The organism is Halomonas sp. BDJS001, assembly GCF_026104355.1.
GTDB lineage: Bacteria > Pseudomonadota > Gammaproteobacteria > Pseudomonadales > Halomonadaceae > Vreelandella.
Genome location: NZ_CP110535.1, coordinates 329,258 through 348,957, shown reverse-complemented (window position 1 = coordinate 348,957; position 19,700 = coordinate 329,258). Strand labels below are relative to the sequence as shown.

Sequence of the window (19,700 nt, the reverse complement as noted above, 5' to 3'; positions counted from 1 at the left end):
AGGATGTTACTGCTTTTTCTGATCGTCGTTGACTTCTTCGTACTCGGCGTCAACCACATCTTCTTCAGGCTTGGCACCGGCATTCTCGGCACCTTCACCGCCCTCTTGCTGCGCTGCTTCTGCCTGCTCGGCGTACATTTTCTGGGCAAGCTTGCCAGAGGCTTCGGTCAATGCATCCAACTTCTTCTGGATGTCATCCTGGTCGTCTGTTTTAACGGCCTCTTCCAGCTCGCTGATGGCAGTTTCAATCGCCTGCTTCTCGTCGTCAGTGGCTTTATCACCAGCCTCTTCCAACGTTTTGCGTGTGGCGTGAATCATGCCATCGGCTTGGTTACGCAGCTGTACCAAAGCCTCGAACTTTTTGTCCTCTTCCGCGTGGGCTTCCGCGTCGCGAACCATCTGTTCGATCTCTTCGTCCGACAGACCGCTTGAGGCCTTGATAATGATGGACTGCTCTTTACCCGTCGCCTTATCTTTTGCCGATACGTTCAGAATACCGTTGGCATCCAGGTCAAAGGCGACTTCGATCTGCGGCACACCGCGCGGTGCAGGCGGAATATCGGCAAGGTCAAAACGACCCAGCGATTTGTTCTGCGCAACCTGCTTGCGCTCACCCTGGACGACGTGAATGGTCACGGCCGTCTGGTTGTCATCCGCAGTTGAGAAGGTTTGGGTCTTCTTGGTCGGGATGGTGGTGTTCTTGTCGATCAGCGGCGTCATCACGCCACCCAGGGTTTCAATACCCAGGGTAAGCGGGGTAACGTCGAGCAGCAGCACGTCTTTAACGTCACCGCCAAGTACGCCACCCTGAATCGCAGCACCCACAGCCACGGCTTCGTCCGGGTTAACGTCTTTGCGTGCTTCTTTACCGAAGAAGTCAGCCGCTTTCTTCTGCACCATCGGCATACGCGTCTGACCACCGACCAGGATCACCTCGTCGATCTCAGAAGCAGACAGGCCAGCGTCTTTCAGTGCCATTTTGCACGGCTCAAGCGAGCGCTGAACCAGCTCTTCTACCAGCGACTCCAGCTTGGCACGGGTCACCTTAACGTTAAGGTGTTTCGGGCCAGTGTTGTCAGCGGTGATGTACGGCAGGTTCACATCGGTCTGCTGGGCACTTGAGAGCTCAATCTTGGCTTTCTCAGCAGCTTCTTTGAGACGCTGCATGGCCAGATTGTCGCCGGACAGGTCAATGCCGCTATCAGACTTAAACTGGTCAACCAGGTAGTTGATCAGCGCCAGGTCGAAGTCTTCACCGCCCAGGAAGGTGTCACCGTTGGTGGCCAACACTTCAAACTGGGTTTCGCCGTCAACGTCAGCAATTTCGATAATCGAGATATCGAAGGTACCGCCACCCAGGTCGTAAACCGCGATGGTTTTGTCGCCACGGGTTTTGTCCATACCGTAAGCCAGTGCAGCAGCGGTCGGCTCGTTGATGATGCGCTTAACATCCAGACCGGCAATGCGGCCAGCATCTTTGGTTGCCTGACGCTGGCTGTCATTGAAGTAGGCCGGTACGGTAATGACCGCTTCGGTGACCGCTTCGCCCAGGTAGTCTTCGGCGGTCTTCTTCATTTTCTTCAGCACTTCCGCGCTTACCTGCGGCGGTGCCATTTTTTTACCTTTTACTTCAACCCAAGCGTCACCGTTGTCAGCCTCGCTGATTTTGTACGGCACCATCTTGATGTCTTTCTGGACGACGTCGTCTTTAAAGCGACGGCCAATTAGACGCTTGATGGCGTACAGAGTGTTTTCTGGGTTAGTCACAGCTTGGCGCTTAGCCGCCTGACCAACCAGCGTTTCACCATCATCGGTATAAGCGATGATAGACGGCGTCGTACGGCCGCCTTCGGCGTTTTCGATAACTTTAGCGCTGTCACCATCGAGCACGGCCACACAAGAGTTAGTGGTGCCCAGGTCGATACCAATTATACGTCCCATAGCAATACCTCGAATTCGGTTGTTACAAAACTGAAAATTTAGTCTTTAAAGCTTGTCTGCGGGCTTCCCCGCGGGGTTGCCCTTTATTTGGGGGCCGCCGCTGACATTTCAAGGGCTTTTTTTCACACTCTTATTTCACACTCTGTGCCGCCAGTGGCTTAATCGGCTTTTTTGCTGACGACGACCATCGCCGGACGCACCAGGCGGCCATTGAGCAAATAGCCTTTCTGCATAACATCCATCACGGTGTTCGGATCGAGATCCGGGTTAGGCACCATGGTCATGGCTTCGTGTACCTGCGGGTCGAAGGGTTCACCGTGTGGCTCAATGCTTTCAACGCCGAACTTATTGAGCACATCCAGCTGCATTTTCAAGGTCATGGAGACACCTTCGCGGTGAACTTCCGATGCCCCCTCTTCCATGGTTTCAAGAGCCTTTTCCAAGCTATCCACCACGGGAAGCAGCTCTTTAACGAACTTCTCCAGGGCAAACTTGCGCGCCTTTTCCGCTTCCTGCTCGGCACGGCGGCGCACGTTTTGCGCTTCAGCGGCGGCGCGCAGGGCTTGGTCTTTGGCGTCGGCCAAGCTCTGCTCTAACTCCTCTACCTGGGCAGCCAGCATTTCCGCTTCAGGGTTATCGGAACTGCCTTCCAGCGGCTCTTCGTCATTGATCAGCCCTTCCAGCTCGCCTTCCATCAAGCGCTCTTCCGCCACTTTCTCAGCCGCTTGTTCAGCGCCCTCGGCTTCATGCTCGTGGCGTGTGAGTTCGTCATCCAACGGAGTTTGCGGTTCTTTCGCCATGTTTTGCTCCTAAAAAGTAGGGCGCGGCCATGCTGGCGGCGCGCGAAGAAGTAAGCTTCAAAATCACTCGCTTTAACTATCTATGCACGCTATATGGGGGCCATAAATTCCATCTCAAGAGGTGCATTGAAGTGAGTTATTAACTACTGTATAAATCAACAACTATTGGATAAGTATCCAGCTTCTGTGCTGAACCGCCTCGGGAGGCGCCATGCTTACTCAGCTAGCTATTCAAGATTTCGCCATTGTCGATCACCTGGAACTCGACTTGTCCGGCGGCATGACCGCGATTACCGGAGAAACCGGGGCGGGCAAGTCGATTCTATTAGGCGCCCTTGGGCTTTGCCTGGGCGAGCGCGCCGACGCTGGCAGCGTGCGCCATGGCCGCGAGCGTACCGATCTCTCCGCACGTTTTGACATTCAGCACCTGCCCGCCGCCGTCGAGTGGCTAACGGCCCGGGAACTGCCGACAGAGGAGTGCTTGCTGCGCCGCGTGGTCACCGCCAATGGCCGCTCCAAGGCGTGGATCAACGGCCAACCCGCGACGATCTCCGACCTCAAATCTCTCGGCGAGCAGCTGATTCAGATTCATGGCCAGCATGCCCATCACGCGCTGATGCGCGAAGAGACCCATCTCGCCCTGTTAGACGATTATGCAGGCTTAAGCGGTGCCACCGCTCAATTAGCCGATACCTTCCGCGAGTGGCGCAATGCGCGCCGTCAGTTGAAGAAGCTGAGTGAAGAGGGCAGTGAAGTAGAGGCCAAACGGCAGCTGCTGCGCTACCAGGTAGAGGAGCTGGATCAGCTCGGTTTAGCGGAGGGTGAGCTAGCCACGTTAGAGGAAGAGCAGCACAGCCTGGCGCATGCGGAGGAGACCCTACGCGAAACCCAGTTTGCCGCCGACTGCTGCGCCAGCGACGAGGGCGGCGCACTCTCTTTGCTCAATCAAGCGTTCGCCCACCTAAGCGCGCTGCCAGGCAGTGATAAAGGCACCCTGGCCAATACTCTGGCCATGCTGAGCGATGCGCGCATTCAAGTGGAAGAGGCTGCCAGCGAACTCAACCGCCTCGCCAGCACTACCGAATTAGACCCTGAACGGCTCGCCTGGGTGGAAGAGCGCATGAGTGACGTCCATCGCATCGCCCGCAAGCATCACATTGCTCCTGAAGAGCTATACGCCCTGCATGCGGATCTGCAGCGTGAAGTCGCTCAGCTCGAAGAGGGTGGCAATGACCTGGAGGCCCTTAGTGCACGGGTCGTCGAGTTACGTGAAGCGTACCGCCAAGAGGCAAAAAAACTCACCGAGAGCCGTCAAAAAGCCGCGCTTCGCTTGGGCAAAGAGGTGCAGCAGCAGTTGGGCTTCTTGGCCATGGGCAAAGCTCGTTTTGAAGTGGAGGTCACTGCCAAGGACGCCCCCTCCCCTGAAGGCCTTGACCGCGTGCAGTTTTTGATTAGCGCCAACCCTGGCCAGCCCGCGCGCCCATTGACCAAGGTCGCCTCCGGCGGCGAATTGTCGCGGATCAGTCTGGCCATTCAAGTCGTCGCAGCGACCCACTCAACGGTGCCCAGCCTGGTATTTGACGAAGTAGATGTGGGTATCTCGGGCGCCACCGCAGAGATCGTTGGCCAACTGCTGCGCAAACTGGGCGAAAACGGTCAGGTCATGACCGTGACACACCTGCCTCAGGTGGCGGCACAGGCCCACCAGCATCTGCATATCGCGAAACAGGCGAAGCGCGACACTACGCTAACTCAGATGGCACTACTTGATGAGCAAGGACGCATCAGCGAACTGGCGCGCATGCTAGGGGGTGTGAAGCTTTCTGACCAAACCCTCGCCCATGCGCGCGAGATGCTCCACGCTAGTCAGCGCCCGCCACATTGAAACGCCCCTAACCCACTGGCCGAATGCACTAAGCGAATTCGGCCCAGTAGATGAGGGGCGCTTACATTTCAAACAGCGACTAGCGTTTTCGACTAGCAGCGACCTGAGAACGTTATTTCTTGTTCGTCGGCCCACTGTCCTGGCGCGTTACGTCGGAACCGCGCGGGCGCACATATAACACCAGGGCATGATCCACTAGTTCGTAGCCGTGCTCTTCAGCAATTTCTTGCTGACGTCGCTCGATGATCTCATCAACAAATTCAATGATTTCACCGCTTTCAAGGCACACCATGTGGTCATGGTGATCCTCTTGGGTCATCTCGAATACCGCATGTCCTCCGTCAAAATTATGACGAATGACCAAACCCGCCGACTCGAACTGAGTCAATACGCGGTATACGGTTGCCAAGCCAACATCTTCGCCCGCGTCAATCAGTGTTTTGTACACTTCTTCCGCGCTAAGGTGGTGCTGACCCGAAACATTTTCGAGAATTTGAAGTATCTTGACGCGCGGCAGGGTCACTTTCAGACCGGCTTTGCGCAATTCATGGTTCTGATCGGCCATGGTCGCTCTTCGCAGTAACTGGTTAGGTCGGGTATGATCAACCGAAACCACGATAGTGAAGAATAGGCCCAAATGCAAAAATTGACTCAAATCATCACGCTCTCCGTTGCCCTTACTGTCATTAGCGGCTGTAGCTACGTAGGCGTGTACAAGCGCGATATCCCCCAAGGCAACCTGGTCACCCAGGAGATGGTTAGCCAGCTTCAGCCAGGCATGACCCAAGAGCAGGTGACTTATGTGATGGGCAGACCGCTGCTGGAAGCGCCCTTTGACGCCAGCCAGTGGGATTATGTATTTCGTTTAGATAAGGCGTATGGCGATGTAGAGCAGCGACGCGTAACACTCACCTTTGACCGCCAGGGGCGCCTAGCGAACATTGAGCAAGAAGGCGATCTATCCAAACCACTGCCACTTGAAGGTGAGAGCGGCATGGGGCCTGCAACGGAAGGGGTTGACCCAATGGATGCGCTCCCTGAAGAGAGCACCCAGACGCGACCGCCCGAGGGCACGCAGCCTGTTCAACAGCCTTAACGCTTCGGGTCGCTCGCTTGGCGCTTAGCGCGTTCCAGGCGAGCGGCCTTGGGGTCGATCGCTAACGGGCGGTAGATTTCGACCCGATCCCCGTCGCGTAATAGATGGGTATCAGGTTCGCGGATCGCTTTACCGAAGATGCCTAGCGGTGCTTCAGCAAACGTATCGCCGGGCACCTCAGGAAAATGCTTGGGCAAATCGGCCAAGGCAACAGCCTGTCGTGCGGTAGTGCCCTCAGGGACGCGTAGCGCCACTATGCGCTGTTTAAAAGGCAACGCAAAGGCGACCTCAACTGTAAGCGCTTCAGCGCCCATACAGCTCGTTTGCGCGCTTGGTGAAAGCATCGACTAGCTGGCCAGCGATTTGCTGAAAGAGTTTTCCGAACGCCATACCAAGCAACCGGTTGGCGAACTCAAACTCCATCTCAAGGCTCACTTTGCAGGCGTCCTCTCCCATGGGGATAAATAGCCAGCGACCTTTTAGCCGTTTAAAAGGCCCTTTTACCAGCGACAGCTCAATACGTTCCGGCGCAAAAAGTTCGTTGCGCGTGGTAATGGTTTGTTCGACACCGGCGCGACCCAGGGTCATTTCGCCGATCAGATGCACATCATCATGCTCAAGCAGACGCGCCTGACGGCAACCTGGCAAAAATTCCGGGTAGCGTTCGAAGTCGTTGACCAGGTCGAACATTTTCTGGGGGGTGTGCCGCACTAAGGCGGAACGATTGACGGTTGGCATTGACCTCTCCGCTGACTTCACAGTGCCCAAAGCGTATCATGGGAAACATTTTTCAGACCCTAAATGGTATCACGCCTCCCCAAATAACGAAGGGGAAGCCACTGACAGATTAATTATGAGGTTCCATGGCCACTAAGAAAGGTAACAGTAAGGGCCCAGGTAGCAGCGTTATTGCCCAGAACAAGAAGGCACGGTTTGAGTACCACATCGACGAAACCTTCGAAGCGGGCCTGGCGCTGGCAGGCTGGGAAGTGAAAAGCCTGCGCGCGGGCAAAGCTCAGCTCACCGATACCTACATTCTGGTTCGTAACGGCGAAGCGTTCCTGCTAGGTAGTCATATCATGCCGCTCAATACGGCCAGCACCCACGAGATTGCTGACCCGACCCGCACCCGCAAACTGCTGCTGCATCGTAAAGAGATCGCCAAAATCTTTTCGATCACCCAGGACAAGGGCCACACCTGCGTGCCCCTTAAGCTCTACTGGAAGCGCAATAAAGTGAAGTGCGAACTGGCACTGGTGACCGGTAAACAGCTGCATGACAAACGCGCGACCGAAAAAGATCGTGACTGGAGCCGTCAAAAAGGTCGAATTATGCGGGAACATAATAAGGCATAACTGGTCAATCAGATGTGAGCACGTTAGAATGCTCACCTGAAATAAGGGGGCGACATGGTTTCGACGCCGGTGACAACCCTTGCGGTGCATGCCGAGAGCGTGATGTATCTCGTAAATCCCACATCACGAAAAATAGTCGCAAATGACGAAAACTACGCTCAAGGCGCGCTAGCAGCTTAAACACTGTTAGCTTCTTGTCTGGCCCCAAGGTGATGTGCCTATTCATCGCTGAGGGGATACGAGCTAAAGCTGATAGGATCGCGTTTGGTGGTGTCTTCTCGCCAAGCGCTAAACTTTAGAAGACTCGCGTGGCTGAATCCTGACCGTCGGAGTCAGTCGCGCTAAACTAAATGACGGAATCTAAGCATGTAGAGCCAATAGGCGCGTGCTGGCGGACGCGGGTTCAATTCCCGCCGCCTCCACCAGACACCCCTACAAATCAAGCACCTTCAGGTGCTTTTTTTGTGCCTGTGGGTTGAAAAGGGCTAACCAAGCACGCTTTTTAGAGGATATATTGACTCTCCGAAAAACGGACTGACTTTGGTCTAGTGATCCCAGCCCATAAGTTGCCAAGACTAGACCTCATTATCGCCAATCCACGCTCCATGCACACCGGCGGGCACCCAGGCAGGCAGTTCGATCGCAGCGACAGGGCCCGCGCCGATCTGTATTGCGTCCAGGATCCACAGCTCCGCTACGTTACTACGCAGGTCAGTGACATAGGTTAATAACCATCCGTCATCTTCGCCACGACCCTGTGGGTCGGGAACGAAGCAGGGCTCACCCGCATACACACCTACAGGAAGGTCAAGCACCCAGCGCCGATCGTACTCCATGTCATATTTGACGATACCGTAACCGGCGCGCGCCGCGTCAGGGAAAACCACCGCATAAGCGAAGCGGTTTTGCCGCCCTGTGAAGCCAGGATGAATCATAGGAAATTCAATCGTAAGGTCATCGAGCAGCCCAACACTCGCCGCTCCTTGTTGCAGATCGATTGTCCAACGGCTGCGCTTAGCCCCACTGACAGGCGCGGCTCCCTGAGGCGCGGTACCATTGATAAAGGCTGAGGCTTTCCCCCAAGCGGCTTCGTCAAAGAACGGCCCCTCGACCACAAGGAGGCCATCTGCGTCTTCCCAGGCATTGGAGAAGTGCAGCATGTAATAGGGATCAACGTCGATCCATTGCACTCCCCCTTTGCTGCGGTCACGCGGCATAACGCCTATCCGGCCGCGGTACTCCCTCTGCCACGTATAGGGAAAAGCAAGCTCGGAATGTAGATCAAGCGCGACGTTGGGGTCGAACCAAATCACATAGTTCTCAGTGATGGCGAAGTCATGAATGACAGAACCATTTGGCCCTTCAATCACCTCGCTATGTACCAGCCGCCCCGAGGCATCCGCCACGTGGTAGGTCAAGTACGGCGGGAGAGGCGAATTGCCGAAGAACAGCATCTCGCCTGTGCGGGGGCAGATCTTGGGATGGGCAGTCATCATAGTCTTTAAAGCACCGCCAAAATCGTAGGCGCCGATCGTTTCCAGTTCAGGCGTGATCTCGAAGGGTAAGTTGACCTCTTGAAGGGCCAGAATACGCCCCGCATGGGCGATCACGCTGGTACCGGCTGCACTCGCATGGAGGTTGATCGTCTCGTGATCGACAAACAGCGGCTCCCCCTCCAGCGCTGCGTTTTGACCCAGCGATTGCGGTACCACTCAGCGCGCCCGCCCGAGATGCGTAACCCGTGGATCATGCCTGAACCATAGAACCAGGCGCCTGGATTGATGCCGTCCTTCGGGTTATGACCATTGCGGAAGTAGCGCCCTGACAAAGTGGGCGGGATGGCGCCGCGTACCGGCAGGTCAAAGGCCGTCGTCTCCCTGTTAACGGGGCGGAAATGCCCGTCGAGAAAGCCTGGAACGGGGCCGGGGCTGCTGCCACTCTTGGCTAACGCTTCGAAGCTCAGGATGGAGGTTGCGAATGTGCTTGCCGCGAGGCCGCTTGCCATACGCAGTATATCGCGTCTGCTGTAAGTCATTGAGCTGCTCTCCTTGGCTCAAGCGCTTTCACCCCGAGCGCTGTACTGCTTACGATCCAGCGCTTGAGTGTGGCGGCATACTCGATCGCAGCGGCATCAAGCGCTTCCGCTGACAGCTTGTTGGCCTGATAGAGAACAAAAGGCTCGGCCCAGGGCAGGCCACAGCGATGCGCAGTGGCCTGCAGCGGGGCGAGAAGCGCATTCATTGTGAACATGTTGCGCCCGCCGGGACGGTAGGCGTCTGGTATATTGCCAGCCGTTGCGGCCACCATGAGCGGCTTGCCTTCCAACATACGCCCTTCAGACTCGTAGGCGATGTAGAACATCCTCGTCAGCACGGCATCCTGCCAGGCTTTCAGCAGCGGAGGCGTGGAGTACCACTGGATGGGGAACTGCAGCACGATACGGTCGCATTCAAGCAGCCGCCGGGCCTCGCGCTCGCCGTCTTTGGATAGATCGATGCCACGGGGATAGATGGCTTGCATATCGACGAGCTCCACGGCGGGTAGCTTGGCCGCTGCCGCAGCTAGCGCAGCATTGGCCTTCGAGTGCGCAAGATCGGGGTGGAACAGAAGAATAAGCGTCTTAGTCATGGGGGTCTCGCCTCCTTTAGGTAACTGCAGGGAAACGATGCACCCACGACAAAAATTACTCCAATCGATTAATAATATGTTCTATTATTTGTTTCATGAATCTTCGCTCTCTCGACCTCAACCTGCTCGTTGTCCTTGATGCGCTTCTGGATGAGGCGCACGTCAGTCATGCTGCCGATAAGCTGGGTATGTCACAGCCTGCCGCCTCCGCCGCACTGCAGCGCTGCCGTTATCTCTTCCGTGATGAGTTGCTGGAGCGCGGCCGCGGTACAATGCGCCTAACCCCAAAGGCCGAGGCGCTGCGTGCGCCGCTGAAATCGCTACTTGCGGAGGTGGTGAATCTTGTTGACCCACCCAAGGTGCCGCTGGCTGAAATACGCAAAAAAGTGCGGGTCGCCATGGCAGACTATCCGGCGGTGTTCGTAACCGCGCCCTTGCAGCAGGAACTGCAGCGCTCAGCTCCTGGCGTCGATATAGTGATCCAGCCCTGGCATGGCGCCGAGGCCGCACGCCAGGCACTCATCGACGGTTCGACAGACCTCGCCATCTCCGTTTTCCCATCTGTCGAGGAAAAATTGCATCGTGAAGAAGTGTTCGTTGAACACTATGTCGTCGCCATGCGCGCCGGACACCCTGCCGCCGCCGATTTCAACCTGAATACCTGGCTGAAATACTCGCACATCATCGTCTCCGGGCGCGGTGAAACACGGACGTCGCTGGATACGGAGCTGGCCAGGCTAGGCAGCTCACGTCGGGTTGGTGCGGTGGTACCAAACTTCCAGATGGTGCCTGCGCTGCTGCAGGGATCCGATATGATCGCCATGCTGCCTTCCCGTGTCGTAGCTGACTTCACAGCCCTGATCTCTCTACCGCCCCCGGTGCAGGTACCCGGCTTTACCCTGCACTTGGCATGGCATCTGCGCCATGAGAAGGATCCTGTCGTTCGACACGTTGCTGATATTCTTATCGAACTGCTTCAGTGATGCCACCAGGCGATACCCAACCCGCAATCTGGGAGAGAATGTTCCAGACCACAGTGGTTATAGCGATTTCTGTAGCTGACATGAGGCTACTACGTCGACCAGAAAGCGCCTAGCGCTGAGCTTAGCGGTGACCTTGTACGGGGACGAAGCCGCAATAGAGTAGACGTCGCCGTGCCTGTGATTGTTAGGAACTGCCAATTCCTCTTGTAGCGAGATGATGTCCGCTACGCCACCGGCAATGAGTCACTGCTGCCCCAGTCGGCCCAGGAACCGTCATACAGCGACAGCTGAGTATACCCGGCCAGCTCGGCTGCCAGTAGGATGATGCAGGCGGTGATGCCGGAACCACAGGAAAACACCAGTTGGTGACCGTTGCTGGGCTGAAGGGAGGGAGCGAGGTGGGCAAACGTTGACGCCAGCTGGCTGGCTGGCTTGAACCGATGACCCTCCAGCACCTCTGTAAACGGCAGGTTGAGGGAATTGGGGATGTGACCACCGCGCACACTAGGCCTGGGTTCTGGCGCTTGCGCCAGGAAACGTGCCTGTGATCGCGCATCGATGACCGTTACTCGCTCGTCCTCCAGATGCTGGAAAACGTAGGCAGAATCTCGAACCAGGGTGTGGTCGAGCTTGCCAACCACGCTGCCATGCTTGGCCGCATCTGCCACCGAAGCAGAATCGATGTCCCGCCCTTCTGCCAACCACTGCGGCAGGCCGCCATCTAGAACAAACACCTGTTTGAGGCCCATAGCCCGCATAATCCACCAGGCTCGTGGTGCCGAGTAGATACCCTGATCGTCGTACAACACCACCAAGCTCTCGGGCTGGATGCCCAATCTACGGGCCTCCGCCGTGAACTGCTCTTCCGTCGGGAAGGCGTGAGCTTGGGGAGCCCCGGTATCGCAAAGTGCTCCTTCCAGGTCGATCCGGAAACTTCCCGGGATCAACATCGGACGGTCATAAACGATCGGCTCCTTGCCAACGACATTGGCCATACTAGCGTCGATCAGCACCAAATGTTCGTTATCCAGATTGTCCTGCAGCCAGTCGGTGGTCACGAGGGGGGAAGGCATGGCGTTCTCCAGTCTAGGTCGACATGCAACAGTACATGATCGCGGACGGGCGAGACCAGCAAGTTGACGCGGATCGCGTAATCCGCAGTATGCTGATCGACGAGCTGCAGAGCACCGGGCATGCCGATTGGATCAGGTGCGGGAGCCGAGTCCATATCGCCTTTTTCTCCAGTGATGGTGGTAGGCTGATTAACGCTTTTTACTCCACTTACGAGGATCAATGCGCCCTTCGTACATGGGTAATTCCAGCACCGGGTCGTCCTCCCGGAATTGAGACCACATTCGGTTCAAGCCCGCAGTCCCGAAGGTACGCACACGCTCGACCTCATCAATGTTGAGTACATCGGTGAGAATGCCCGAAGTCGCTCCGGACATCCGCGCGCGGATGCGGCCTTCGGGATCGACGATTAAACTCTGACCCTCCCCCGCAGGCGCGGCTGAATTAGCGCTGACCATATACACCTGGTTGAAAATAGCATTGGCTTGCACAAGGATTTGCTCTTGAGCGCGGTCGCAGGTAGTGGTGGCCACTTGGTTGATGATCACTTCCGCCCCCAGCCAAGCGAGCTGGCGCACCGTCTCGGGAAACCAGATGTCGTAGCAGATGGCCAGGCCGACCCGGCCTATGCCCGGCACCTCGAACACTTCAAAGCGATCTCCCGGTTGATAGGGCTCGTAAGGTCGCCAGGGGAAACACTTACGGTAGGCAGCCACTCGCTCACCTTCGGGCGAATACACCGGTGCGGTGTTGTACAGATGCCCGTCCTCTCCCCGCTCGCATACTGTGCCGGGCAGCAGCCATACCCCCAGGTTGCGGGCGATACGTGATAAGTGCTGGTGACGGGGGCCATCAATTGGTTCAGCCGCGGCTTCCAGTTGCTCCTTGCGCTGCTGAGGCGTACCCGTGGCGCCGCATAAATAGAGCTCCGGATAAACCACCATCCTTGGCGGTTCAAAATCAGCCCCGAAGTCGCTCAGATGTACCGCCAGCTCGGCCTCGAAGTCCAGCAGTTCGGAGTCAATGCCGTGCGGCCGCGAGGCTTCCTGCACCACAAGGACAGGCAAATTTCTGGACATGGTAGATCTCCGTTTACAGGGTTGCTTTTGCCGAAGCGGGCGCTGACTCGGACTCTGAGTCATCAAAGGCCACTTCCGGCGGCTCGCGACGGAAGAAACGAGTCAGATAAGCCAGCTGGGCGAGGCCAATGGAAAGCCAGATCAGCCCAAGAATAAAGGCGTTGATATCCAGCTTACTCATCAGCCAAAGGTTGACCAGGGCACCGATGAGCGGCACTAACATCCCTCGAATCACACCATACTGGCGCTTTGCATCGGCGTCTTTGCTCACCAGAAAGATCACTGACAGGTTAACCATCGTGAAGGCGATGAAGGCGCCGAAGTTGATAAACGAGGCAGCCGATAACACATCAAGAAACAAAGCAATAATGCCAATGGCGCCCGTTAACACGATGTTGAATACCGGCGTATGAAAGCGCGCGTGCAGCCCACCGAACAGCTTCGGCGGCAATACTGCGTCCCGCCCCATGGCAAACAGCAGCCGAGAGGCGCTTGCTTGGGCGGCCAGGCCAGACGTGAACTGAGCGAGCACCATACCGGCCAAAAAGATAGCGCCAAAGAGATCTGCACCGATGGTCGTGGCAATTTCGAAGGCGGCTGAATCGGAATTTACGAAGTTGCTGCCAGGATGCACCAGCTGCGTTGTGTAACCCACTAGCACGTAGATACCGCCGCCGATCAGAGCGGTAAGCATAATGGCCTTGGGGATATTGCGCTTTGGATCGATGGTTTCTTCGGTCAGTGTGGTGACGGCGTCAAAGCCAAGGAAAGAGTATGCGGCCACCGCTGCGCCCGCGGCAATCGCGGTGAAACCAGCCTCTTCACCCAAGAACGGCCCCAGGCTAAAAAGCGAATCAGTGCCACCAGTCGCAAATACGTGACGAATTGAAAGCAGTACGAAGAACGCGATCACCAGTATTTGGAAGACCATCAGCAACGAGTTCACTTTGGACGCAAGCTTGATGCCATAGATATTCAAAAAGGTGGTGATCCCGATGAAGCCGAGCAAGAATATCCAGCTCGGTACTTCCGGAAAACGCGCGTTCAGATAAGCAGCGCCGATCAACCATATCACCATCGGCAGAAAGAAATAGTCCAGCAGCACGCTCCACCCCACCATAAAGCCAACGCGCGAATCGATGGCTCTGCGTGCGTAGGTGTAGGCAGACCCGGCTACCGGATAGGTGCGCGCCATAATGCCGTAGCTGTAGGCCGTGAAGAGCATAGCAGCGGTGGTAATAAGATAAGCGGTGGGTACGGCGCCATTGCTAGTGCTGGCAATTACCCCGAAGGTGCCTAGCACGATCAATGGCGTCATATAGGCGAGGCCAAACAGCACCACCGCTTTAAGGGATAGGGTTCTTTCCAATTTGATATTGTTATCCGTCATGATCCATCTCCAGGAAACGCTGCAACCGACAGCGGACAATCGCTGAGCCGGCACAAAACGAAGAGGTGGTTGATCAAGCCAGCCGCCGGAGCTAGACCAGCTTGCTACCGTTAATGATCGGCTAATACCCTCAGTTGCTGGCGTTGCAGCTGTCCAGCTAGACTGAGAGGCTTAGTAGCCGACCTATCTAGAACGGTATTGGCAGCTCATCGGATCGTATATAACCCCAGCGTGGTATGGGTCTGCAGATGTGAAATGGGTGACGCATAGCGAAATTGACGAAGTACTGGCCAATACCCTCATGGCGTTGGCAACCCCTGCATTGCCGCAACATTTCTCCGGCTTGGTGAAACACCTAGCGGCATTCGATAACTTGATCATCATCGCCTATCACGGCGAACAGCGGCCAGCTGTGCTCTATCGGGAATACACTGACCCTGTCGTTTATCTACCCATGGATAGCCAATATCTAGGGGGAGATTACCTGCTGGATCCGTTTTACCGCGAGCACCTCAGAGGTGGTGTGCAGGGCATACGTCGATTGAGGGACATAGCACCCGATCACTTTCGACGCACGCATTACTATAAGAATTACTACCAGCAGACCACGCTGCTAGACGAGGTGGCGGTGTTCGCCAACATCAACACGGATATTACGCTAACCGCTTGTTTTGTTAGAGATCGATCAAGTGGAAGGCCCTTCAATAGGCGTCAACTTGAGTCGCTGCAACAGTATGAGGCTACACTCAGCACTCTACTGAAAAAGCACTGGCAAGATTACCGCTTTGAAGGTGTGATTAAAGCGGCTCCAGCGCCGCTAGAGGAACGCCTAAGGGAGGCATTGGTTCAACAACACGACATTCGGCTGAGTCCACGTCAAGCGGAAGTGGCTCTGTTTATTCTAAGAGGCCACTCATCCCTATCCATCAGCCTTCACTTAAACGTCAGCCTCCAGACGGTTAAGGTCTTCCGCCGCCAGCTCTACGCCAAGTGCTGCATTTCGTCCCAAGCGGAACTTTTCGCGCTACTGATGCCGCTGTTCGCACAGTTAACAGGACATAAATGAGCTATGGCCGTTGCTGCTATTATCTAGCAGCTCAATTGAGCCACTTTAGATTCTGCTTATCATCCTCAATAACTTTGAAGTGATCGTGCTTTAGGTTCAGCACATAGCTATCTCGGGCATTACCCTGTTTGTCGTTAGTGCGCTGTAAATACGCATGAAGATTTTCAGGCGTACACATGGCTTTTATTTTATTGATAGTGGCCGCCCAAATTCCTTCCATTGCTTTTACTTCCGCTGTTTTCCCATAACCACTTACCATTTTTACCGCTATCCAGTTCACATGGTAAAGAACGATGATGCCGGGATATAACTGATAGTACCTATCCACATCGATTTTATTTAACGTTACTGCGTACTGAGGATCAACGCCGTACTTGTGTGATTGGAAAAACGGTGTCGTTTGGCTTTTAAGGTCGACGTACCTGCCTGATTCAGTATGAATAAAATCGGGTACTGTTGGGTCACGTAACTTTTCTTCATTGAGCCTCAAGCCCAATTTTTTACCATACAGCGCTAGGAAACGCGTTTCCAGACGCTCTCCGTCTTTACACCACTCTTGTTTTTTTTGTAAATCGTTGTGGATAAGTTCATTGCCATCTTTGTCATAAAGCGTATAGGTGGCCATACCCGCTCCTATATTTCCGTCACTTTATTATTGGGCAGCTTCTTAACCCTCCCTGTTGAGAGCTTCAGGCGCCACCTTAAATTAATTTAGAAATAAAATCATATCTGCCGAAATGGAGCAATAGGCGCACCTATATCCGGTGTCGCCAGTAGGCCATGCAGGAGGGGTTCAGCACTGGAGGTGGTGAGAAAGCAAAGCGTCGGCACCTGGCCAGCGCTTTGCTTTTGTTATTAAAAGTGACACGAAAGTATTTGAAGGTGTATTCGTATCAACCGATGCAGCTTAATGCGCTACCATTTCTTCAACAATCTCCTCACCGCTCAGCGCCGATGGGTAATATGTCGGCCAGTGGGTAACTTCGTCTAAAAGGGCTTCGCGATCATCGCCCCAGTAGAGATGGTAGTGATGAGCATCGGTGGGATAGATACTGTGGTCGCTAAACTGGATATATTGGGGCAGATCGTCGGATGCTCCTTCCAACTCGAAAATAAACCGTACGCCGCGATTCCCCGCTTGATAGGTTAAAATTTCATAGCCATCGTATTGGTATTCGCCTGTTCTCTCTTCGCCGTTTTCAAAGAAGGTGACGCTGCTTCCGTCAATGACGATACGCTCCACATCCGTTTGATACCCGGTGTCGTAGTACGCTTTGTACTCTTCAGCCGTCTTGTCACCATTGTCTGCTTTATGCGCAAACACTTCGTCGAGGGTGCCGTCTTGCAGGTAGGGATAAACGGACTGCCAATCGCCTTCCCAATCAGAAAGCGCACGATCCTTAACCTGATCATCATCAAAATAGCCTGAGTAGATATCGCTATCGTGGTCGTGGTCGTGGTCGTGGTCGTGGTCGTGGTCGTGGTCGTGGTCGTGGTCGTTATGAGTATGGTCGTGATCATGCTCATGGTCATGATCGCTGGCGTTAACGCTCTGAATGCCTGTCAGTATCAAAGCACTCAGTACCAATACGCTGGCGCCCTTAAGTGGCAATGCTGTCATATCCGATCTCTCCTTTTGCCGATTGCAAAGTAATGCATCTTCGCCATAAAGGTATATTATAACATCACAACAATCAAACCCATTCTTGCCTCAACCTGACTCCAGCACACAGAAGGTACGTCTAAAGGGAGGAAACACTTTTAACAGGCGCAAACGCATCGGGCCCCGCCAAAGCGGGGCCCGATCATCGAATCTAAACGATTCGAGAACTTAAATAATCGCTAGGATTAAGAAAGCAGCTTGATGTTTGAAGCTTGAAGGCCTTTCTGACCTTGGGTAACGTCAAAAGAGACGTTAGCGCCTTCAGGCAGAGTTTTGAAGCCATCAGACTGAATTTCAGAAAAATGAGCAAAAACGTCATCGCTGCCGTCAGAAGGAGCAATGAAACCGAAGCCCTTAGAATCGTTGAACCACTTAACTGTGCCAGTTGCCATGATATTAAATCCTTTTCGCAAGTCGCGAATTGTAGAAATCCTGGTATTACCCAGATAAATAGTGAGTAGAACAAGGAATACAATTACAGACTACCGAAAGAATTCGAATGTTTCTGGAACCATGCTTGCTTGCTAACTTACTAACTGCGCACATCCTGTCACGTCGTCAACAGCAGGTCAAAGCCTTTATGTTTTTTATTTTGTTGTTCTGCTGTCATCAGCATTCAAAAATCGCGCAAATTATCAAAAATAGCCTTAATCTTGCCAGTGAGCTAGGCACTACTAATTCGTCCGCCTAGCGCGCTTGGCTTTCCCGGCAAAACCGTGTCATTCGCGGCCTGGCGAGCACTTTAGAAGAGGTTTTAACATGCTATATGGTCTTAGTTTGTTGGCAGGTATTGCGCTATTGACTCTCGGAGGGGAGTCGCTCATTCGCGGCGCGGTGGCTGGGGCGCGAAGAGTCGGCGTTTCGCCACTGCTAACAGGGCTTGTGGTGGTGGGGTTTGGTACTTCGGCCCCTGAACTCGTCGTTTCGATTGATGCCGCGATGAACCAGCAGCCTGACATTGCGGTTGGCAACATTGTGGGTAGTAATATCGGCAATATCTTATTGATTCTGGGCATGTGCGCGGTTATTTGCCCGATGGTGGTTCAACCATTAGCGCTGCGCCGGGATGGCTTTGTGATGGTGCTGGCTAGCCTGCTGTTTATTGGACTCTCCTTCGGCGGTGCGCTAGGGCGTATAGATGCGGGAATTTTTATAACAGGGCTCGTCGGCTATCTTATTTGGGCCTATGTCAGTGAAAGCCGCCACCACATTCCAGCCGCGGAGATGCACGCTTCAGAAGCGGAGGAGATGACGAAGCTGCCCACCACAGGCTGGATGATCGCCGTAGCGCTAGTGGTTGGTTTAGGCATGCTGATTGGCGGCTCACAGCTACTCTTGTACGGCGCCATTGGCTTGGCCCAGGCTATGGGTATTTCCGAAGCGGTGATCGGCTTAACCATCGTCGCCGTGGGTACCTCACTGCCGGAGATGGCCGTATCGGTCATCGCTGCACTGCGCCGTCATGCAGATGTTGCCGTTGGAAATATTCTGGGCAGCAATATTTTCAACCTGTTAGGTATTCTGGGTATCTCCGCGTTTTTACAGCCGTTGCCCCTTGCGCCACGCGTGGCCCTGTTTGACCAGTGGGTAATGCTGGGCGCTGCGGGCATACTGGTGCTGTTTTTGTATACCGGTATGCGCCTGTCTCGCTGGGAGGGAGCCGTGCTGCTCGCAGGCTACGCCGCTTATATAGCGTTAAGCTTTACAATCTTTTGAAGTAAGTTGCTTTGTGGGCCGGTTGTCGGGGAGCTAAAAAAGTTAGCGCACAGCGTCAGCTATCTCGCTCCCCGCTTCCTGATAGTAACGCAGCGCCCCTGGATGAAGGGTATCGGCCATGTTTGCCAGCATTTCGGGGCTAATACTGCTCCACCATGGGGCGTCCTCCGCCAGGGTTTCATGATGCTCCCAAAACGTTTTGGTAAGCGTATAGGCCGTCTCTTCGTCCATCGCGGTTGTGGTGTAGGCAATCACGGGAAGCGACGTCGTATGGACATCGTTGTTGATACCAGGATAAGTGCCGCCGGGTATCGTTTGGCGTGACGCCCCGGTTTGCTCAATTTGTTCGTCGGTCAGGCTGACCAACGAGATAGGCAGACTGCTGGCCGCCTCAAGCACACTGGGAGAGGGATAGGCACTTGCGGTAACAAAACCATCAATCTGTTCGTTTTTAATCGCATCAGGCCCGCTATTAATCGCCGCATCCGCGATGCGTACGCGGTCTTCCAGGCCAAACAGCGTCAGGTACCGAGTGGCCTCACGGGCACTAAAGGTGCCGCGTCCAATCAATATATGTTTATCTTCTAGCGCAGAAAAATCGATGCTGCCTTTATCGCCTGCAAGCACAAAGTGCATGGTCATCGAGGGCAGCGGAAACAGGCCTCGGATCTCCTGGAAACGAGGGTGCGGATGTTCTGCAAACGCCCCCTCACCAGCCATCGCCTGCTCAATTAAAACGGCCGGGGAGGTAAACACGTAATTGCCTTCGCGAGCCGATACTTCCATCACGTTTTGTATAGAACCCTGGCTCTCTTCGAGGGTGAGGATAATGGCTTCGCCAGTCCCCTCGCGAATGGCATCAGAGAGCTCTACGCCCATTAGGTAGTAGGCCGTACCCGCCGCGGCTGACTTATAGGTCACACGAGTTTCAGCCTGGATATCGAAAGCGACACATAAAAGAGCCAGCGTCGCTATCGATGTACCAAGTGCGCGGCACTGGGAGGAGAAGAGGTTGCGCATCGTGTTA

General features: G+C 54.8%; 21 protein-coding genes and 1 other RNA gene. 7 read left to right on the top strand and 15 right to left on the bottom strand.

Annotated elements, in window-relative coordinates; translation table 11 throughout:
• Nucleotides 1–6 precede the first annotated feature (6 nt).
• Nucleotides 7–1,941 (bottom strand): molecular chaperone DnaK, encoded by a 1,935-nt coding sequence (gene dnaK / locus OM794_RS01830; RefSeq protein ID WP_226250328.1) that lies wholly within the window; start codon nt 1,939–1,941, stop codon nt 7–9.
• 158 nt (nt 1,942–2,099) lie between these two features.
• Complete coding sequence (gene grpE, locus OM794_RS01825; protein WP_226250327.1) at nt 2,100–2,741, bottom strand: nucleotide exchange factor GrpE; 642 nt, start codon at nt 2,739–2,741, stop codon at nt 2,100–2,102.
• 211 nt (nt 2,742–2,952) lie between these two features.
• Between grpE and recN the strand changes: the two genes are divergently transcribed.
• Nucleotides 2,953–4,626 carry a DNA repair protein RecN gene (recN, locus tag OM794_RS01820; RefSeq protein WP_226250326.1) on the top strand — a complete coding sequence of 558 codons (1,674 nt, stop codon included), beginning with the start codon at nt 2,953–2,955 and terminating at the stop codon, nt 4,624–4,626.
• A gap of 112 nt (nt 4,627–4,738) precedes the next feature.
• Here the strand turns inward: recN and fur are convergent, their stop codons facing one another.
• Complete coding sequence (gene fur / locus OM794_RS01815; protein ID WP_007111850.1) at nt 4,739–5,191, bottom strand: ferric iron uptake transcriptional regulator; 453 nt, start codon at nt 5,189–5,191, stop codon at nt 4,739–4,741.
• Between the two features lie 72 nt (nt 5,192–5,263).
• On the opposite strand from fur, the gene bamE reads away from it, so the two are divergent.
• The gene (gene bamE / locus OM794_RS01810) at nt 5,264–5,722 is read left to right on the top strand and encodes an outer membrane protein assembly factor BamE (protein ID WP_226250325.1); all 459 of its coding nucleotides are present in this window, start codon (nt 5,264–5,266) and stop codon (nt 5,720–5,722) included.
• On the opposite strand, the gene OM794_RS01805 is transcribed toward bamE, so the two are convergent.
• Nucleotides 5,719–6,036 (bottom strand): RnfH family protein, encoded by a 318-nt coding sequence (locus OM794_RS01805; protein ID WP_226250324.1) that lies wholly within the window; start codon nt 6,034–6,036, stop codon nt 5,719–5,721. The two genes, bamE and OM794_RS01805, sit on opposite strands and share 4 nt — an antisense overlap.
• A complete protein-coding gene (locus tag OM794_RS01800; RefSeq protein WP_088702172.1) occupies nt 6,026–6,460 on the bottom strand; it encodes a type II toxin-antitoxin system RatA family toxin in 435 nt (144 codons plus the stop codon). The genes OM794_RS01805 and OM794_RS01800 overlap by 11 nt, the downstream gene beginning before the upstream one ends.
• 125 nt (nt 6,461–6,585) lie before the next feature.
• On the opposite strand from OM794_RS01800, the gene smpB reads away from it, so the two are divergent.
• Both smpB and ssrA read left to right on the top strand, forming a co-directional pair.
• Nucleotides 6,586–7,077 (top strand): SsrA-binding protein SmpB, encoded by a 492-nt coding sequence (smpB, locus tag OM794_RS01795; RefSeq protein ID WP_087108742.1) that lies wholly within the window; start codon nt 6,586–6,588, stop codon nt 7,075–7,077.
• A 45-nt stretch (nt 7,078–7,122) separates the two neighbouring features.
• Nucleotides 7,123–7,502: a transfer-messenger RNA gene (gene ssrA / locus OM794_RS01790) on the top strand.
• Between the two features lie 150 nt (nt 7,503–7,652).
• Here ssrA and OM794_RS01785 read toward each other — a convergent pair.
• The 3 genes from OM794_RS01785 to OM794_RS01780 are packed head-to-tail and all read right to left on the bottom strand — an operon-like array spanning nt 7,653 to nt 9,705.
• Nucleotides 7,653–8,789: a carotenoid oxygenase family protein gene (locus tag OM794_RS01785; RefSeq protein ID WP_265154224.1), complete on the bottom strand. Its 1,137-nt coding sequence runs from the start codon at nt 8,787–8,789 to the stop codon at nt 7,653–7,655.
• Complete coding sequence (locus tag OM794_RS23295) at nt 8,684–9,082, bottom strand: carotenoid oxygenase family protein (protein ID WP_413229692.1); 399 nt, start codon at nt 9,080–9,082, stop codon at nt 8,684–8,686. Before OM794_RS23295 ends, OM794_RS01785 begins: the two co-directional genes overlap by 106 nt.
• Nucleotides 9,083–9,108: 26 nt before the next feature.
• Nucleotides 9,109–9,705: an NAD(P)H-dependent oxidoreductase gene (locus tag OM794_RS01780; RefSeq protein WP_226250323.1), complete on the bottom strand. Its 597-nt coding sequence runs from the start codon at nt 9,703–9,705 to the stop codon at nt 9,109–9,111.
• A 95-nt stretch (nt 9,706–9,800) separates the two neighbouring features.
• On the opposite strand from OM794_RS01780, the gene OM794_RS01775 reads away from it, so the two are divergent.
• Nucleotides 9,801–10,688 (top strand): LysR family transcriptional regulator, encoded by an 888-nt coding sequence (locus OM794_RS01775; protein WP_226250322.1) that lies wholly within the window; start codon nt 9,801–9,803, stop codon nt 10,686–10,688.
• A gap of 224 nt (nt 10,689–10,912) precedes the next feature.
• On the opposite strand, the gene OM794_RS01770 is transcribed toward OM794_RS01775, so the two are convergent.
• The 3 genes from OM794_RS01770 to OM794_RS01760 all read right to left on the bottom strand — a co-directional run bounded on the left by OM794_RS01770 (nt 10,913) and on the right by OM794_RS01760 (nt 14,228).
• On the bottom strand, nt 10,913–11,761 hold the full coding sequence (locus OM794_RS01770) for a sulfurtransferase (RefSeq protein ID WP_226250321.1): 849 nt from the start codon (nt 11,759–11,761) through the stop codon (nt 10,913–10,915).
• Nucleotides 11,762–11,950: 189 nt separating this feature from the next.
• Nucleotides 11,951–12,838 (bottom strand): carbon-nitrogen hydrolase family protein, encoded by an 888-nt coding sequence (locus OM794_RS01765; RefSeq protein WP_226250320.1) that lies wholly within the window; start codon nt 12,836–12,838, stop codon nt 11,951–11,953.
• 13 nt (nt 12,839–12,851) lie between these two features.
• On the bottom strand, nt 12,852–14,228 hold the full coding sequence (locus tag OM794_RS01760) for an APC family permease (RefSeq protein ID WP_226250319.1): 1,377 nt from the start codon (nt 14,226–14,228) through the stop codon (nt 12,852–12,854).
• 250 nt (nt 14,229–14,478) lie between these two features.
• Between OM794_RS01760 and OM794_RS01755 the strand changes: the two genes are divergently transcribed.
• Nucleotides 14,479–15,294, top strand: coding sequence for a helix-turn-helix transcriptional regulator (locus OM794_RS01755; protein WP_226250318.1), 816 nt, complete (start codon nt 14,479–14,481; stop codon nt 15,292–15,294).
• Nucleotides 15,295–15,325: 31 nt separating this feature from the next.
• Here OM794_RS01755 and OM794_RS01750 read toward each other — a convergent pair whose 3' ends face one another.
• The 3 genes from OM794_RS01750 to OM794_RS01740 form a co-directional block, all read right to left on the bottom strand.
• On the bottom strand, nt 15,326–15,919 hold the full coding sequence (locus OM794_RS01750) for a hypothetical protein (protein WP_226250317.1): 594 nt from the start codon (nt 15,917–15,919) through the stop codon (nt 15,326–15,328).
• A 282-nt stretch (nt 15,920–16,201) separates the two neighbouring features.
• A complete protein-coding gene (locus OM794_RS01745; RefSeq protein ID WP_226250316.1) occupies nt 16,202–16,915 on the bottom strand; it encodes a metal-binding protein ZinT in 714 nt (237 codons plus the stop codon).
• Nucleotides 16,916–17,142: 227 nt separating this feature from the next.
• Nucleotides 17,143–17,349 carry a cold-shock protein gene (locus OM794_RS01740; protein ID WP_007111857.1) on the bottom strand — a complete coding sequence of 69 codons (207 nt, stop codon included), beginning with the start codon at nt 17,347–17,349 and terminating at the stop codon, nt 17,143–17,145.
• A 367-nt stretch (nt 17,350–17,716) separates the two neighbouring features.
• On the opposite strand from OM794_RS01740, the gene OM794_RS01735 reads away from it, so the two are divergent.
• Nucleotides 17,717–18,673 carry a calcium/sodium antiporter gene (locus OM794_RS01735; protein WP_226250315.1) on the top strand — a complete coding sequence of 319 codons (957 nt, stop codon included), beginning with the start codon at nt 17,717–17,719 and terminating at the stop codon, nt 18,671–18,673.
• A 42-nt stretch (nt 18,674–18,715) separates the two neighbouring features.
• Here the strand turns inward: OM794_RS01735 and OM794_RS01730 are convergent, their stop codons facing one another.
• Entirely contained in the window at nt 18,716–19,693 is a 978-nt protein-coding gene (locus OM794_RS01730; protein WP_226250314.1) for a TAXI family TRAP transporter solute-binding subunit, read from the bottom strand.
• Nucleotides 19,694–19,700 lie beyond the last annotated feature (7 nt).